This window comes from Microbulbifer sp. (assembly GCF_036563125.1).
Classification (GTDB): Bacteria; Pseudomonadota; Gammaproteobacteria; order Pseudomonadales; family Cellvibrionaceae; genus Microbulbifer.
The window spans coordinates 1-17,522 of the sequence record NZ_DATCMV010000121.1 but is presented as its reverse complement, the minus strand read 5'-3'; the positions used below and the strand labels follow the sequence as shown (position 1 = coordinate 17,522).

The 17,522-nt window shown below is 59.0% G+C and carries 14 protein-coding genes; 4 read left to right on the top strand and 10 right to left on the bottom strand.

Translation table 11 applies throughout. The features are described from left to right. Positions 1-132: 132 nt before the first annotated feature. The 10 genes from VIL80_RS10140 to dnaX form a co-directional block, all read right to left on the bottom strand. A complete protein-coding gene (locus tag VIL80_RS10140; protein WP_332035997.1) occupies positions 133-1,314 on the bottom strand; it encodes a vWA domain-containing protein in 1,182 nt (393 codons plus the stop codon). A gap of 5 nt (positions 1,315-1,319) precedes the next feature. Next, a complete protein-coding gene (locus VIL80_RS10135; protein ID WP_332035996.1) occupies positions 1,320-2,165 on the bottom strand; it encodes an AAA family ATPase in 846 nt (281 codons plus the stop codon). Between the two features lie 217 nt (positions 2,166-2,382). Beyond that, positions 2,383-3,063, bottom strand: a complete 681-nt coding sequence (locus VIL80_RS10130; RefSeq protein ID WP_332035995.1) for a YEATS-associated helix-containing protein — start codon at positions 3,061-3,063, stop codon at positions 2,383-2,385. A gap of 273 nt (positions 3,064-3,336) precedes the next feature. Further along, positions 3,337-3,702 (bottom strand): hypothetical protein, encoded by a 366-nt coding sequence (locus VIL80_RS10125; protein ID WP_332035994.1) that lies wholly within the window; start codon positions 3,700-3,702, stop codon positions 3,337-3,339. Positions 3,703-3,750: 48 nt separating this feature from the next. After that, positions 3,751-4,203, bottom strand: a complete 453-nt coding sequence (locus VIL80_RS10120; protein WP_332035993.1) for a YcgN family cysteine cluster protein — start codon at positions 4,201-4,203, stop codon at positions 3,751-3,753. 17 nt (positions 4,204-4,220) lie between these two features. Continuing rightward, complete coding sequence (locus VIL80_RS10115; protein WP_332035992.1) at positions 4,221-4,511, bottom strand: YcgL domain-containing protein; 291 nt, start codon at positions 4,509-4,511, stop codon at positions 4,221-4,223. Further along, positions 4,511-5,650 (bottom strand): ribonuclease D, encoded by a 1,140-nt coding sequence (gene rnd / locus VIL80_RS10110; RefSeq protein ID WP_332035991.1) that lies wholly within the window; start codon positions 5,648-5,650, stop codon positions 4,511-4,513. The genes VIL80_RS10115 and rnd overlap by 1 nt, the downstream gene beginning before the upstream one ends. Before the next feature lie 12 nt (positions 5,651-5,662). Then, positions 5,663-6,265: a recombination mediator RecR gene (gene recR / locus VIL80_RS10105; protein ID WP_332035990.1), complete on the bottom strand. Its 603-nt coding sequence runs from the start codon at positions 6,263-6,265 to the stop codon at positions 5,663-5,665. Between the two features lie 117 nt (positions 6,266-6,382). Next, positions 6,383-6,733, bottom strand: coding sequence for a YbaB/EbfC family nucleoid-associated protein (locus VIL80_RS10100; RefSeq protein ID WP_332035989.1), 351 nt, complete (start codon positions 6,731-6,733; stop codon positions 6,383-6,385). 66 nt (positions 6,734-6,799) lie between these two features. After that, the gene (gene dnaX / locus VIL80_RS10095) at positions 6,800-8,887 is read right to left on the bottom strand and encodes a DNA polymerase III subunit gamma/tau (protein WP_332035988.1); all 2,088 of its coding nucleotides are present in this window, start codon (positions 8,885-8,887) and stop codon (positions 6,800-6,802) included. Between the two features lie 299 nt (positions 8,888-9,186). Here dnaX and VIL80_RS10090 point away from each other — a divergent pair, with 299 nt between their 5' ends. From VIL80_RS10090 to VIL80_RS10075, 4 genes are all read left to right on the top strand, one after another. After that, positions 9,187-9,708: an RNA polymerase sigma factor gene (locus VIL80_RS10090; RefSeq protein ID WP_318953268.1), complete on the top strand. Its 522-nt coding sequence runs from the start codon at positions 9,187-9,189 to the stop codon at positions 9,706-9,708. Between the two features lie 424 nt (positions 9,709-10,132). Then, positions 10,133-11,212, top strand: a complete 1,080-nt coding sequence (locus VIL80_RS10085; protein ID WP_332035987.1) for a FecR family protein — start codon at positions 10,133-10,135, stop codon at positions 11,210-11,212. 130 nt (positions 11,213-11,342) lie between these two features. Further along, a complete protein-coding gene (locus VIL80_RS10080) occupies positions 11,343-14,240 on the top strand; it encodes a TonB-dependent receptor (protein ID WP_332035986.1) in 2,898 nt (965 codons plus the stop codon). Between the two features lie 292 nt (positions 14,241-14,532). Further along, positions 14,533-17,307: a TonB-dependent receptor plug domain-containing protein gene (locus tag VIL80_RS10075; RefSeq protein WP_332035985.1), complete on the top strand. Its 2,775-nt coding sequence runs from the start codon at positions 14,533-14,535 to the stop codon at positions 17,305-17,307. Positions 17,308-17,522: the final 215 nt, after the last annotated feature.

The window sequence follows — 17,522 nt, the reverse complement described above, 5'->3', positions numbered from 1 at the left end:
GGTTTTCAGGACCGCTGTGAATACATCCCTGTACGCTGCGTCGGCGACGTCCCTGTCGCCGACGCTCCTGAAAACCTACCCCCGGCACTTGGCCTTCGAGTCTAAGAACAGCACTTCGAATCAAGCGTGCCTTTAGCGCCCTTTTACCAAGTAAGCAATCGCCCGATCCAACCCCTCAATCGTCATCGGATACATATGGCCATTTACCAGTCTCTGAGCCATTCCGATACTTGCGGTGTACTGCCAGTACTCTTCTGAAGTGGGGTTCAGCCAAACGAGTTTTTCATAGGTGTTGGTTACCCGCTGCATCCACGCCGCACCGGGCTCTTCGTTCATGTGCTCAACGCTGCCGAAGCGACTGGTGATTTCGTAGGGCGCCATAGAGGCGTCGCCGACGAAAATTACCTTGTAGTCCTTGCCGTAAGTGCGCAGCACTTCCACCAATGGCGTGGATTCGCTGTAGCGGCGGACATTGTCTTTCCACACGTGTTCGTAGATGAAGTTGTGGAAATAAAAATACTCCAGGTGTTTGAACTCGCTGCGGCAGGCGGAGAAGAGCTCTTCGCACTGCTTCACGTAGGGGTCCATGGAGCCGCCCACGTCGAAGAAGATCAGCACCTTCACCGCATTGTGCCGCTCCGGCACCATCTTGATATCCAGCAGGCCGGCATTGCGGGCAGTGGAGCGGATGGTGTCATTGAGGTCCAGCTCCTCCGCCGCGCCGGTGCGGGCGAATTTGCGCAGTTTGCGCAGCGCCACCTGGATATTCCGGGTGCCGAGACTGATGCTGTCGTCGAGGTTGCGGAACTGGCGTTTTTCCCAGACTTTGGATGCGGACTTGTTGCGACTTTCGCCGCCGACGCGAATACCGCCGGGGTGGTAGCCGCTGTTGCCAAACGGACTGGTACCACCGGTACCAATCCACTTGTTGCCGCCACTGTGCCGCTTCTTCTGCTCTTCCAGCCGTTTCTTGAACTCCTCCAGCAGTTTTTCCAGACCGCCCATGGATTCAATCTTGGCTTTCTCTTCCTCGCTCAGCTGCTTGATGAACTCCGCCCGCAGCCAGTCTTCCGGGATCATCTGCTCGAGAATATCGTCGAGGGTTTCCAGATCCTTGAAATAGGCGGCAAAGGCGCGGTCGAATTTATCGAAGTGCTTTTCGTCTTTGACCAGACAGGTACGGGCGAGGAAATAAAACTCGTCCAGGTTGGCATAGACCAGGCGCTGCTGCAGGGCCTCCAGCAACGAGAGCAGCTCGGTAATGGAAACCGGGAGCTGGTAGCGGCGCAGGTTCAGGAAAAAGCCAATAAGCATTGGATTTAGCGCCCTTCGCGGCGAGCCATAAACGCCAGGCGTTCCAGCATATGCACGTCCTGCTCGTTTTTCAGCAGTGCGCCGTAAAGCGGCGGAATCGCGGAAGTGGTGTCGCGATTTTTCAGTACTTCTTCGGGAATATCGTCCGCCAGCAACAGCTTCAGCCAGTCGATCAGTTCAGAAGTGGAAGGCTTTTTCTTCAGGCCCGGCACCTCGCGAATCTGGAAGAACACATCCATCGCTTCCGCCACCAGCTCCTTCTTGATATCCGGATAATGCACATCCACGATCTTCTGCATGGTCGCGCGGTCCGGAAAACTGATGTAATGGAAAAAACAGCGGCGCAGGAACGCGTCCGGCAGCTCTTTTTCATTATTGGAAGTGATGATCACAATCGGCCGATGTTTGGCAGTAATGGTCTCGCCAGTTTCGTAGACAAAAAACTGCATACGGTCGATCTCCACCAGAAGATCGTTGGGAAACTCGATATCCGCCTTGTCGATTTCATCAATCAGCAGCACAACGCGCTCGTCCGCCGAAAAGGCCTCCCACAGCTTGCCCTTCTTGATGTAATTGCCGATATCGTGCACCCGGTCCACCCCCAACTGGGAATCCCGCAGGCGTGATACCGCATCGTATTCGTACAGTCCCTGCTGCGCTTTGGTCGTGGACTTGATATGCCACTGGATCAACTTCAGGCCCAGGCTACTTGCCACCTCTTCGGCCAGCAGGGTTTTACCCGTGCCCGGTTCGCCCTTGATCAGCAGCGGGCGCTGCAGGGTAACCGCTGCGTCCACCGCCATCTGCAGGTCGTCGGTGGCGACATAACTGTCGGTTCCGGTGAATTTCATGGTTGCTCCGAATTCTCGAGGATCGAAAAGCACTCATGGTAAAGGAAGCCCGGAAATGGGCCAAAGGCGGAAACGGTCAGAATGGATGACGGCAGTGGCCGCGCCCGCACTGGGTGCGACCAGGAACTTATCGCGCCCGCACTGGGTGCGACCAGGAACTTATATTGAGTCAGCAAATTGCGACTGGCCGTCCGGCGCGCCTGTGTTAGCGCCCTGCTTAGGCAACCTGGGCGCGGCGACGACGCACCACCTGGCGCCCTTTGTCGGTGATATACCAGCGGATACCCAGATGGCTGTGGATCTTGCCCACCATTTCCAGCACCAGCAGGCTGTTCAGCGCACGGGCTACCGAGTTGGTTTCCATATTGCCCTCCTGCACCATGCCGGCCAGGGAGCGGAACACACAGTCGCCGTTGTTCAGCAGGCTTAGTACGTGCAGGGCGTTATCGTCTAGCTTGCGGATCTGGTTGAAGTCCAGTGTCGGCCCCTGCTCCGGGTCGCCCTCGATCTCGTGCTCCAGCAGCGGCATCATCTCCAGTTGCATGGCGCGGATTTCCTGCTCCAGGTTTTCCACCCGCGCACGCGCGATGCTGGCATCCCGCAGCTGGCGGCGCGCAGCATTGAACACGAACATGCGCGAGGCGATGGCCGCGAGCAGACAGTAGCCGGTAAAAATCAGCAGCCGTGACGGGTCGCCCTGGATTTCGATCAGCAGGTCGCTCTGGGTGAATTTGAGGAAGATAGGCACCATCAAAGCGCCGCATAGCCCCATGATCAGGCAACGGGCGAGACCGGCGGGGTCTTCCTCGGTGAACAGCATCTGATAGTAGTTGACCAGCCCCCCGAGAATACCGGAGACCAGCATGACCGCAGTCAGAATTAGCAGGTGGTCGAGCATCCCTGTCCCTTCATTCGATGCACAGTGCAAACACTGAATGTGCTCTGTGGTGTTCTTTCTGTTAGTTTTTTTGAATCCTGCTTCCTGGCTCGTCAATGTGCCATTCGGCGCCACGCAATCACGCAGCCCCATTCCCGGGACGGATTGTTGCGGGCTCTAATAGATATAGCAGTTACCGGGAAAATTCGCGGCAGCAGATCGGGGTGGGGAGAAGGGATTGGCGCCGGTTTCGCCGCAAGGTTATTTCCAGCGCCCATTCAAAGATATTCGGGATCAGTACTGGTCACTTTCTGTCATGGGCCGGTCTTTGCGACGGCGAAGCATCAGGCGAATGATACCGATGATCAACATGACCGCAAAAGCGCCGCCGGCAGTGAATACCAGGCTGGCGGAAACTTCCGGGCTGGCGCCGTTATCCTCAAACACGGTCTGATACGCAAACAGGGGAAGAATCGGTGTCAGCGGCGCCCCTTCTATGGTGCCGCGGGCCGGAACCAGCAATACCACGGCGGCCTCCAGCAACAACAGCTGGCGCAGCCAGGACCAGCGCCAGTTACGCATAAACCACCAGCCCGCAGCCAGCAGTACCACTACCCCGCCGACGTAAATCGCCCAGGCCATCTTGAATTCTTCTGCCATTTTTTTTCGCTTATTGATCTTTCGTTAGTGTTGCCAAATGGGTTTTGTTCAATCGTCGCCGACCCAGACAACGATGTGATCTTCATAATCGTCCGGGTGGACCTGCTCTTCGCTGATCACCTGGTCGCGCACCGAGATTCCCGCTTTGTGCACCGATTCCGGGTCGCCGGAAACCAGCGGATGCCACTCCGGTAACTGTCCGCCTTGCGCCAGTATGCGATAGGCGCAGGTGGCCGGGAGCCAACTGAAGTTGGCGGCATCTTCCGGTGTCAACTGGATACAGTCTGGCACTTTCTGTTTGCGGTGCGTGTAATCACTACAACGGCAGCTGTGAATATCCAGCAGCTTGCAGGCTACGCGGGTGGTGTAGACCTCACCGCTATCTTCGTCTTCCAGCCGGTGCAGACAACAGCGCCCACAGCCGTCGCAGACGGATTCCCATTCCGCCGCGGTCATTTCCGCGAGGGTCTTGCGCTGCCAGAAAGGCCTTTGGCTTACCACGTCCGCAACTCCGGTTTTCAGCCGCGAGGCAGTTTACTGTTCTGCGCGGCGATCGCCCGCATTTCATCATCCTGCACCGGCGGCATCTGCAGATAGTAGCCCTGTTCCTGCAGCGCGTTCATGACTTTGTGCACATCCGCGCGCGCCAGTTTGCGCTCGGGGGTAATCAGCATGGTGGTAACGTGCACTGGTGTGCCGAATAGTTCCTGCAGGTTTTCCGGCACCCGGGACACACCGTCCTGTTTCTGTACATACAGGTACATTTCATCCTTGCGCGGACTGCGGTAAATATCGCAAAGAAGTTTCATCAGTTTTTTCTCAATCGATTCAGTTCTTCAAGCAGCGGCTCGCCGACAACGGCGCGGCGCCAGCCCAGCAGGCGCCCTTCCAGCTCTGGGGCTGCGGCCTGCACCAGGTTTTCCAGTTCTTTTTTGCGCACCAGAATTTCCGGCGGCAGACCGGCTTGTTCGGCCAGCTCGGCGACTTTTTGCCGCAGGAGTTTCAGCTCCTCGCCCTGCTCGCGGTTCAGTGGCATGGGCATGCGCGGCGGCAGATCCAGGCGCTCGCTGGCGCTGGCGATGATCTGCAACAACGTCTCGCCGTATTTGCGCATGGTTTTGCCCTCGAGCCCGGGCTGCCCCAGGGTGGCGAGGTGCTTGGGCATGGACTGGGCGAGTCCGAGGCAGACATTTTCTTTCAGCAGGTGATTGCGCGGCATATCCCGCGCGCGCGCTTCGCGCTCGCGCCAGGCACACAGGTCCTGCAATACCGCCAGCTGTTTCTGTCGCAGACGCCAGGCCCCTTTCACCTTGAGATAATAAAGCTCTGGTGCTTCCGCTTGGCGTGCGGACTGGATGATCGCATCGCAATCTTCCCGCAGCCACTCTAGGCGCTCCTGCTCGCGCAGCTGTTTGAGCAGCATGCCGTAAATAAGCGGCAACCAGGCCACATCGAGGGCGGCATAATTTTTCTGCGAGTCGCTCAGGGGACGCTGCAGCCAATCGGAACGGGTCTCGCTTTTGGGCAGTTCGATCTGCAGCAGCTGCTGAACAGTAGCGGCGTAACCGAGGCCGGCGCCCATGCCGGCAATCGCGGCGGCCACCTGGGTGTCGAAAATCGGCTCGGGCACAGCGCCGAGCAGGCGGTCCAGGGTTTCCAGATCCTCGCTACAGGAGTGCATGATCTTTACCACGCGGGTATCCAGCAGCAGTTCCTTCAGCGGCTCCAGATTGTCGATGGCGAGATTGTCGATCAGATAACACTGTTTACCATCTCCCACCTGCACCAGCGCGGGTAGCGGATAGAAGGTTCGACTGCGCATGAATTCGGTATCCAGCGCCACCGCACTCTGGGTACGCCAGCGAGCGCAGAGCTCCGCCAGCTGCTCGGCGCTGTCGACCCAGATGGGCGTGGTGTCGACCAGTTGTTTGTTCGTTTGCTCAGACATCAGAAGACCAGATTAGAGGACGGTACGGCTGTTGAAGGCATGTGCCAGGGTGCCGCCATCGATGTATTCGAGTTCGCCACCGATGGGTACGCCGTGGGCAATCCGGCTCACGGCAACCCCCTTGGCGCGGGCGCGCTCGGCGATGAACTGGGCGGTCGCCTCGCCTTCCACGGTGGGGTTGGTGGCGATGATCAGCTCAACAATACCGCCATTTTCCCGCTCACCCAGCCGCTCACCCAGCAGGTCGAGGCCCAGGTCTGCCGGCCCCACACCGTCGATCGGCGACAGGTGCCCGTGCAGTACGAAGTAGAGGCCGTGGTAGTTGCCCGCCTGCTCGATGGCCAGAACATCCGCCGGTGTTTCCACCACGCACAGCAGGGTGTGATCGCGCCGGGTGTTGTTGCACAGCGCACACACCACCTGCTCGGTGAGGGTGCGACAGCGACTGCAGCGGCCAACTTTTTCCACCGCCAGCTGCAATGAATGGGCGAGCAGGCCGGCGGCATCGCGGTCTTTTTCCAGCAGGTACATGGCCATACGCTGGGCGGACTTGGGTCCGACACCAGGGAGGCAGCGCAGTGCGCGAATCAGGTCTTCAATCAGGGGACTGAACATGGGGATCGGGTACGTGTGTTCGCTAACAAAAAGGGCCCGATTGGGGCCCGGTACTTTTTAAGAGGCTCTGGGCAGTTAAAAGGCCTAGGCAGTTGAGAGTCTCTCGGCAGTGGCGCATCAACCGAAGGGAAACTTGAATCCTTCCGGCAGATTCATCCCGGCGGCGAGCCCGCCCATCTGATCTTTCTGTACCTTCTGCGCGGCCTCTTCCACCCGGCGCACAGTATCGTTCACCGCAGCGGCCAGCAGGTCTTCCAGCATTTCCTTGTCTTCGCCGAGCAGGCTCTGGTCGATATTCACATCCACCACATCGTGACGGCCGTTCATGGTGACCTTCACCATGCCCGCGCCGGATTCACCGGTAACCCGCAGGTCCGTCAGCTCTTTCTGGACCTTTTCCATGCGCTCCTGCATGTCGGCCTGCATCTTCTGGGCCTGCTGCATCAAATCGCCCAAACCTTTGATCATGGGAATCACCGCTTCATCAATTCATTCGTTCAAATTTTACGTTCTGGACAGTCATCAGGCTGCAGGTCAGCCGAGGTATTCCACCGACTCGGGCACCAGCCGCGCCCCCAACTCCGCCTGCAGATCCTGTACCAGCGGGTCTTTGTTGAGGGCGTCGCGCGCCGACAGCAGCTGCGCCTCGCGGGTGGCTGCCACCAGTCGCGCGGGAGTGCCGCCGTGCACGGCGCCCACCTGGATATGCACCACTACCGGCTGACCGAAAAAATCCCCCAGCACATCGGCGAGACGGCGCTGGTGGCCCTCGTCGTAGAGGCTGCTGAAAGACTGATCCAGCGTAAAGGAAAGTATATTGTCCTGCCGCCCCTGCAACTCCAGATGCGACGCAATGGAGTGGAGGATACCGGTCACCCCGATCTGCGGGTACATGGCCGGCCAGCTGCCCGGCGAGAGCGCGTCCAGGCGCGCAGGTGGCACGGAGGGCACGGCCTGCGCGGGCGCCTTCTGTGGTGCCGCTACGGGTGCAGGAATTGGCGCTGTTTCAACCTCTGCCACCTGCTGGCGCAGCCGCTCGCGCAGGGCGGTGCGGTCATCGGTGGTGGTGGGCGGCGCTGCGGCTTCAGGCAACGCTGCCATTTCAGTTTCAGTTACCGCCACGGACTCCAGCACGGGCGCAGCCGCCGTTTCATTTACCGGTACAGGCGCGACCGGGTCCGCCGCAGAACTCTGCGGCTCCACTTCAGCTGCGGGCTTTTTTTCGCTGTCACCCCCGGCACTCGGGTAGCCGGACTCGTACGGCACCGGCTCAGGTGCCCGATCCTCGGGTTCCTCGTCCCAGGGGGGCGTATCGTCCTGTGGTATTGGCGGAGCGGATTCCACCGGCGGTGCACTGTGCGGCTGTGGCTGCGTGTCCACTTGGACCTGGGCAACAGGCTCGGTCACAACGGGCGCGGCCTGCGGTTCGGGCGCCGCCTGTACTGGCACTGGCACTGGCGCGGCCATTTGCGGCGCCGGTGGTTTCACCGTGGCCTGCCCCGCGCCGGCGAGACTCGCGGTGGGGATATTGGCTACCCCCTGGGGTTTGAATGCCAGCATCCGCAGCAGTGCCATTTCAAATCCCCCGCGGGGATCCGGCGCCAGTGGCAGGTCGCGCCTGGCGAGCAGCGCCATCTGGTAAAAGAGCTGTATGTTTTCACTGGCGATGGAGGCCGCGTGGCGCTGCAGCTGTTCGGCATCCCCCAACGCGTTATCGATCGCTTCCGGTAAAACCTGGGCAATGGCGATGCGGTGCAGGATGGAGGCGAGCTCCGCCAGCGCAGCGCTGTAGTCCGGCGCATGCTGGGAAAGGTCATCCACCGCGGCGAACAGTGCCGCCGGGTTTTCATCCGCCAGTGCCTGCACCAGTTTCCACACCAGGGTGCTGTCGAGGGTGCCGAGCATGGCTCGCACCTCCGCCTCGCTGATCTTGCCGCCGCCAAAGGCGATGGCCTGATCGGTGAGGCTCATGGCGTCGCGCATACTGCCATCGGCGGCACGCCCGAGCAGCCACAGGGCCGCCTCTTCAAACGGCACCAGTTCTTTTTCCAGCACGAAGCGCAGGTGTTCCACCACCCGCTCCGGGCTCATGTTCTTGAGGTTGAACTGCAGGCAGCGGGACAGCACGGTTACCGGCAGTTTCTGCGGATCGGTGGTGGCGAGCAGGAATTTGACGTGGGGCGGCGGCTCTTCCAGCGTCTTCAGCAGCGCGTTGAACGAGCTGTTGGACAGCATGTGCACCTCGTCGATCAGGTACACCTTGTAGCGGCCCCGTGTCGGCGCGTACTGCACGTTTTCCAACAACTCGCGGGTGTCTTCCACCTTGGTGCGGGAGGCCGCGTCCACCTCGATCAGGTCGACGAAGCGTCCATCGGCGATCTCAGTACACACCGAACACTGGCCACAGGGCTCCGAACTGACGCCGGTTTCACAGTTGAGGCACTTGGCGAGAATCCGCGCGATGGTGGTCTTGCCCACCCCGCGGGTACCGGCAAACAGGTAGGCGTGGTGCAGGCGGTTGTTGTCCAGAGCGTTGATCAATGCCTGAAGCACGTGCTCCTGGCCCACCATCTCCCGGAACAACCGCGGTCGCCACTTGCGCGCCAGTACTTGATAACTCATTCGCTCTCCGCACCTCGAGGTGCCCTGATTTGGACGGATATGCCGCTACCGGCATTCGAGAAGTCGGCCATTATACCGGCATCACCGCACAGGAATAGACACCCGCCAGAAGTCGCATTTGGCCCACGTCAGATGTACGCCCGTACCAGTTAGCAAGCCTCGACAAGGCGATCCGGTCACTTTATCGTGCCAAAACGACCTCTCGTCGATTGCTATACGCCTGTGTTATAACTTGCCGGGCCCGACTCAAAGCAACCACAACTATCACAATGAGCGCTGTACGGGGACTCCTCTTACCGATGAATAACACCCGGAAGACACTTCTGGAGAAGCTGTTTGCCGAACACGGCCAGGCACTGGTGCGCTTTGTCACTCGCATCGTGCGCAGCCCCGAAGACGCCGAAGACATCGCGCAGTATGCCTACCTGCGCCTGCAGAACCTCACTGACGAGAAGGATCTGGAGAACCCGCGCGCCTACCTGTTCCAGATCGCGAACAACCTGGCTCTGGATCAACTGCGCCGGGGCAAACTGCATATCGACTACATCAACCAACAGCTGCCGGTCGACAGTACCGGCGAAGACGACCAAGCCGACCACCAGTCGCCGGAGCGGGTTCTCGCTGCACGGCAACAGCTACAGGCCATCCACGAGGCCATGGACAGCTTGCCGCTCAAGTGCCGCCAGGCCTTCCTGCTGCACCGCAATCGCGGCCTTTCCTACACCGAAATTGCGGAAGACATGAACATATCCGTCAGTAGTGTGGAGAAGTACATACTGCAGGCGCTAAAGGTCTGCCGGCAAAAGACCGGAAACTTCTGATCCTGTTACCACTCTCAGTCTCGTTTCGCACAGCTTGAGTGCCGCCGCACCTTTAAAGGAGCGGCGGCATTTAGCTCAGCATATGCACCACTGAACCAGACTGGCGCACGCCGACCAATGAATGCACTGCCTTGCAGCAAGTTTTTTTAAATTTGTTTGAGGGGCTGGGGCGGTCACGCGTCTTACTTATGAGCAGCGGTATCCAAACGAGAAAAAACGGACCCCGCGAGAAAGTTGTGCTAAATTTTTCAGCGTTTTATCGCAAAAATTGCACAGGACGTTCTCAGTTGTTGATTTGACCGCCTTCCCATAGCACCATATTGGTGCAAGCGAGCATTCTGGGCTTGAGGAAAGGCACCAACCACCCAAATGACAACTCTGACAGGCAGTTCAACAGGTTATCGGAAAACAAGGTATTAGTGCGGTGAATCCTCAGGAAGTACAAGACGTACCAGCGGAAGACAGGCTTGACCAGGCATGTGCCTGGATCGCGTGCCTGCGTTCCGACGCGCTCAGCGATTCCGACCGCCGCGCTTTTGCCTGCTGGATGGCCGAGTCTCCAGCCAACCGCAAAGCCTTTGATGAAATGGCCGAACTCTGGGGTGACCTGGGTGTTCTCTCGCGCCTGCCGCTGGACGAGATCTACCCGGAGAGTGTGCCCGCGCCCCGTCACCGCAACAACAGCCAGTCCGCCAGTCGCACAGCTAACCGCCCGCGCGCCGCGTCTGCCGCCGCAGAATCTGCCAGCAGCTGGAACCTGCCGCAGTGGCTGATGGGCGGCAGTGCCGTTGCAGCCTGCCTGGCGGTTGCACTTTGGATCGGCAATCAATGGCTGCAACAAGCCCCGACCCAACAACAGATGTACACCACCGCGGTCGGTGAAATTCGCACCGTCGATCTGCCCGATGGCTCCCGCGTGCAACTGAACACAAACTCCGAGCTGATTGTCAATTTCAGCCGCGAAGAGCGCCGCACCCAGCTCCTGCGTGGCGAGGCCTATTTCGACGTAGCCCGCCAGACCTCGCGCCCGTTCACGGTAAGCGCCGGCAGTGCCAATATCCGCGTGCTGGGTACCCAGTTCAACGTGGAGCGCAACCCCGAAAACACCCGGGTTTCCGTCACTGGCGGCACCGTAGCCGTGAGCGAGACCCGCGCCGCCAGCGGCCTGCAACCGGAATCGGTCAAACTGACCCGCAACCAGAAAGTCAGCGTGTCCGCGAGCGGCCTGTCAGAAGTTGGCCGCACCTCAGAGGACGAGGCCCTCGACTGGACCCACGGCCAGCTGGTATTTGACGAGACACCGCTCACTGAAGCACTGGAAGAACTGAACCGCTACCTCAAGGTACCCGCAGCTGCAGCGCCCGCGGTGAGCGACCAGACCCTGTCCGGCACTTTCGAACTGACCGATCCGGAAAGCACCCTGTCCGCCATTGCCGCGGCACTGGGTCTGGAGCAGGATCACAGCGATCCTCACCTGACTCTCTTGTCACCCAAGCGCAACTGAGATATAAACCTCGCCTTGGGTGGTCGTACTTTTTTTAGCCAAAAGCTTGTGTCGCCACACCACATAATCAATCAAAGCGAACGCAGATTCGGCAGCTGATCGCGCTGACTGCAGGGGTGGGACGAGAGCATTGGATTTCCGGCACTGGGCAACGCTGTCACTGACAGGCCTGCTGGCATTCTCAAAGAGTGCTCTGTCCGCCTGCCCGGAATCCGGCGTCCAACTTCCCTCTGGCCCGCTGTCTCAGGCACTGATCTCCCTCGGTAAGCAGTGCCGCGTATCGCTGGTAGTTCAGGCCAACAACGTATCCAGTATCCAGATCCGCGAACAGCACCTGGAAACCCCGGATGGCAACATCGCCCCGGCGCTTGGCCGACTGCTGGACAACACCGCGCTGACATTCACCCACACCGGCACCAATGCGCTGGCAATTGTCGCGCGCCCGGAACAGCCCGCCGAAAACGAATCCTCGACGACGCAGCTACTCCCCGCGGAAGAAATTACGGTCACCGGCCAGAGCCTGACCGGTAGTCACCTGCGCCACCTGAAACTCGACAGCTACGCACCCATCGATGTACTCGCACAGCCGGAACTGGAAATCACCGGTGCACAGACCATTGCCGAGCTGCTGAAATTTCTCCCTGCCGTTTCCGGCAACTCCACCAGTACCTCGGTCACCAATGGCGGTAACGGCACGGCCACCGTTACCCTGCGCGGCCTGCCCGCGAGCAACACGCTGGTGCTGATCAACGGCCGGCGCATCGTGAGTAACGGCTTCGGCGGCGAAGCGGCCGACCTCAACACCATTCCACTTTCAGCAGTGGACCGCATCGAAGTCCTGAAAGACGGCGCCTCGGCAGTATATGGCTCCGACGCCATTGCCGGCGTAGTTAACATTATTCTGCGGCGGGATTTTGACGGGCTGGATGTGAGCAGCTATTACGGCCAGGCGGAGCGCGGCGACCAGCAAACCAATTCCTACAGCATTACCTGGGGCACCGGCAGCGAGACCGGTCACGTGATGTTCAGCCTGGCCCTCTACCGCCAGGGAGAAATCCTCAGCCGCGACCGGGACCTGTCCGCCTCTGCAGACAACCGCGCCCGCGGCGGCACAGACTTGCGCTCTTCCGCGTCGCCGCAGGCCTATATCGCCCTCACCGACGGTGTCGTCACCAGTACCGTCGACGGCGTGCGCCCGTGGACCAACGGCGACCTCTACGACTTCCGTGAATACACCTCGGCACTGGTACCCTCTGACCGGCATTCTGTGTATCTCGCCCTGAGCCGGACTGTTTCCGACTCGATCGATGCCTATGCCGACATGATGTCAGTCCGGACCCACTCACAATCGACGCTGGCACCTACCCCGGTTTTCACCCGCTTCGATAACGGCGATCTGAGTATCGCCAGTGACCAGGTCTACAACCCCTTCGGCGAAGAAATAACTGATGTGCGCAAGCGGGTACTGGAGCTCGGCCCGAGGATCCAGTCCAACGGTACCGAAACCTGGCGCCTGAACACCGGCCTCAAGGGTCAGGTCAATGACTGGCAGTGGGAACTCACCGCCGCCACCCATTACACCCAGGCCAATGAAACGCTCAGCAACCTGATTGATCCAAACCGCCTGTCCCTCAGCCTGAAAGGGCCGGATACCTGCACAGAGGCCGAGGGGTGCATACCGGTTGACCTGCTCGGCGTACCCGGCAGTATCGACGACGCACAGCTGGACTATATCCGTGGTGAAAACCGTGTGAGTGGCGCCAGCCGCATGTCCACGGTCACCTACATTGCCAACGGCCCGCTCGGCACCAGTGCCGCCGGCGAAGTCCTCGCGGCAGCCGGTATAGAAATACGGCGGGAGGCCATCGACTTCACCTCCACCGACTCCGACGGGCTCTCGCTGATCGGGGGTGTTGCGTCCGGTGCCGCCGAGGGCAACCGCCTGATCGGCGAAGCGTTTGCGGAAATCTCCCTGCCACTGAGTGCCGACAGGCTGTGGTTAGATGGCGCCGTGCGCTATTCGGAATACAGCGACTTCGGCAACACCGCGAACCCCAAAATGGCACTGCGCTGGCGCCCATGGCCGTCCCTGTTACTGCGCGCCAGCTATGCCACCGGGTTTAAGGCTCCCACCCTTGTTGATATGAACCAGACCGGCCACCAGAGCCAGGAATACCTTTTCGACCCCTGTACCAACAGCAACGCAGCCCAGCTACCCGGCTGCAACGGGCGTGCTGACCAGGACCGTATCCAGTACCTGACAGAGTTCGGCGGCAACCCGGACCTGCAGCCTGAAACGTCTGACAACCGCTCGCTGGGTATCGTGTGGACGCCGGGTGATTTCACCGGATTCCACGCCAGCATCGACCTGTACGAAATCCGCCAAAATGACGTGATTGATACCAGCCCTCAGTACCTGATCAATCAGAATGCGTTTACCGGTCTATTTGAGGATCGAGTGGAACGCGACAGCCAGGGTGACATCACCCGGGTTATTGCCACGCGATTGAATATCGGTGCGCGCGATGTTCGCGGCGTAGATGCCAGCATGCGTTATCAATACCAAAGCCGGGAAGTTGGGCTGGTCCGCTGGTCCTTGAATAGCAGCCACATGTCTAGCTATTTGAATCAGCTGGCGCCCGGCAGCCCGATCGAAAATCTTGCCGGCACGTTTGCCGATGCGGCAAGTGGAGGTGCCGGCTCCCTGCCAGAGTGGAAGGCCAATACCGGTCTGTACTGGCAGCGCGGACGCTGGGAAGGTGGTTACACCATCCACTACGTGGGCGAGCTTGAAGAGAGCTTTGCCCTCAACGATCAAACCATCACTCGCACCATTGACAGCTGGTCTACTCACGACCTGCAGCTGGCGTACGGGGTGCCCGGTGGATTCCGATTTGCCGTGGGCATCGACAACCTGCTGGATCGGGAACCGCCATTTGCTGCCTCTGCCTTCAATGACAATTTCGACGCTCGCACCTACGACCTTTCTGGCCGCTACTGGTACACCACTCTCAGCTTCAGTATGTGATGCCGCTGGCGCGAAACCGGCGTTCTCTTTTTCAGCAATATTTTCCCTCCAGCTGTCGCCCTATACCCGCCCGCAGTAAAAACTCACGCACAAAGTATTCGCATTTTTCCGCAACTCCTGACGTCGCAATTGGCACGCCCGAACCAAAGGCGCAATTTCATTCACGAAATCACTTGAAGAAAGAAAAATTGTTCTAGGGTTGTTAGCAAGCCTCTGTTGATAGAAGTAAGTTGTTGTCAGGGAGGGCGCAGCCAAATTCGGCGAACTTTAGCGGTATCAGGAGAGGTATACCATGGACAAAACCCGTCTTTCTCGGGCAATCAAGGGCGCAATCGCGGCGACCGCGATTTCAACCAGCTTTTCCTCTGTTTCTTTTGCCCAGGATACTCAGGCAGAGGTTGAGGAAATTGTCGTAACCGGTTCACGGATTCAACGTGCGACAGATGCCAACAGCGCCACCCCTATCAGCGTGTTTGATGCAGCAGCACTGGAACAGTCAGGCCAGACCACTCTGGAAGACTTCCTGCAAAATATTCCATCAATGACCGGTGGCCAGCTGGGCTCTTCCGTAAACAACGGTAGTGGCGGTCTCGCAACTGCCTCGCTGCGCGGTCTCGGCTCTTCCCGCACCTTGATCCTGATGAATGGCCGTCGCCTGAGCTCTTCCGGTGGTGCCACCGGCGTGGTGGATTTGAACACCATTCCCACCTCCATCATCGAGCGGGTGGAAATTCTGCGCGACGGGGCCTCAACCATTTACGGTTCCGATGCCATCGCCGGGGTTATCAACATCATTACCAAGAAGGGGTTTGAGGGCGCGGAGCTGACTGCAGATTACGGCACTACCACCCACGGTGATGGCGACGAATATCTTGCCGCAGTGACCTTTGGTACTGGAAACGACAAAGGCCACGTAATGGCGAACGCCCAGTACACCAAGCGCGATGATATCTGGCAGGGGGATCGCAACTTCTCAGATTGCCCGCTACGAGAAATTGGCGGACGCGTTGTGTGTGGTGGTAGCTCCACAACCACCCCAGCGCGGTTTTCACCGGAATCCAGCTCAGACCAGCTGATTGTCGATCCGGTTACGGGAGAGGTCCGCGCATTTAACGCGGCAACCGACGCCTATAATTTCGCAACCGCCAGCTATCTGGCAACACCACAGGAAGTTGCATCCATTTACGGATATGGCAGCTACGAATTGTGGGACTTTAAAGATTTCACGACGGTGCGAGGTTTTTCCGAGCTCTCATTTGTCAACCGCCGCTCCGACCAGTTAATGGCCGCAGAAGGTACTTTCTGGGCACCCGAGGTACCAACTACCAACCCCTACAACCCGCTTGACGAGACCGTAACTATTGGTCGCCGTCTGGAAGAAACCGGGGGCCGCTCATTTACCCAGGACCTGAATACCTGGCGCGGCGTCATCGGACTTGAAGGCGAGTTCTGCAACGAATGGACGTGGGATTTGTCTTACAACTACTCCCGCTGGGTCGACTCGCAGATTGACCGCGGCCGCGGCAACACCGTGCGCTTTGAAAACCTGCTGGATCCAGTAGCCTGCGCCGAAGACCCTGAATGTTTGGCCGCTGTTGAAGCATCAGGTGTAACCGCCTGGAACCCCTTCGCCCCGGGCACCCTGACACCAGAAATGCAAAATTACGCCTTGGTTACCAACTCTCCAGTCGAGCGCTCAAGCCTGCGCAGCGTTCAGGCCAACCTGGTCGGCGATTTTGGAGAGTGGGCGCTAACCGGGGAAGCACCCGCCTGGGCCATTGGCTACGAAAACCGCGCTGAGCGTACCGAAATCGTCCCCGATGGCGCCGCTCAAATCGGTCAGATTTACTTCGTGAATGGCGATGCCTGGGGCGGCAACTACAGCGTCGACGAATTCTATGGTGAGGTACGCATTCCCATCATGGAGGGAAGCCCCTGGGTTGAAGTACTGGCCGTCGAAGCTTCTTTCCGCTATTCCGATTACAGCACCATCGGGGACGACACTACCTTTGGCGCGGTCCTTGAATATGCCCCTCTGGATCAGCTTCGCTTCCGCGGCACTTACTCCGAAGGTTTCCGTGCACCGGGCCTCGATGATCTTTACCTGACGTCGACAGTGTCTGCCGAATCTTATGCCGACCCTTGTAACGAATACGGTGCAAGCGATAACCCCAACGTACAAGCCAACTGTCTTGCAGATGGCATTGCCCCGGGCACGACCATCGCCTCAACCCAGGCCACCGGCCTGTTCGGCGGCAACCCGGACCTCCAAGCCGAGAAGTCTGAAAGCTGGACCTTGGGTATTGTATGGACGCCAACCTTTACCGATGACATGGGCTTCACCCTCGACTACTTCAACATCAGCATCGACGACGCCATCGGCACCCTGACTACCAACACTATCGTCCAAGGCTGTTACGAAAGTGCCGGCTTCAGTTCGCCACTGTGTGACCTGATCACCGGCGCTGCAGCGGTGGGTACCAGCCCCTTAGCGACCAGCCCTTTCCGCGCATCTGATTTGACCATTGCGGGACAGCTGCTGAACAGCCAGAACGTTGCCACTTTTGAAACCTCTGGTGTCGACCTCGGCTTTGACTATAGCGTCGCGGCAGGTCCGGGGATTTTCAGCGTCAATGCCAGCGCCACTTACCTGAACGAGTGGAAATACCGCGGTAGTGAGGCCGACCCGGAGATCGATCTGGCGGGCTACTTCGGTGCTGACCCGGTAACCACCGCGATCGTGGCCTTCCCCGAGTGGAAGCTGTACACCACCTTCGGTTACGAATATGACTGCTGGAGCGCATTTACCACCGTGCGTATGCTCGGCGATGTAGACGACTTCGATCCGTCCCCTGGAGACCTGGCAACGCATATCGATACCACCTGGTACCAGGACGTGAACTTCAACTACTTCCGCTGGGAAAGCATCAAGATCTCTGGTGGTATCCGCAACATGTGGAATCAGCAGCCCCCTTATGTCACCAACAACGATGACATGAACACTCTGATGAGAAGCTATGACACCGTCGGTCGTTTCTTCTACGGTAGCGTGACCTTCGAGTTCTAAAACCTCCTGACACGATCCAGCAAGCCCCGCCCATTCGGCGGGGCTTTTTTTTGCCCACCCAAAGCTGACCAACCTGCCAATTTGGTCATATTGAACAATCGAAAATTTTTTAAAAATTCTTGAGGGAACTTTTCCTTGATCCGTTAAATAGTCGTTGGGAAAGGAATGACCACTTGGGGGTAGTCATTCCGATCAATCGCCAAATCCTGGCAACA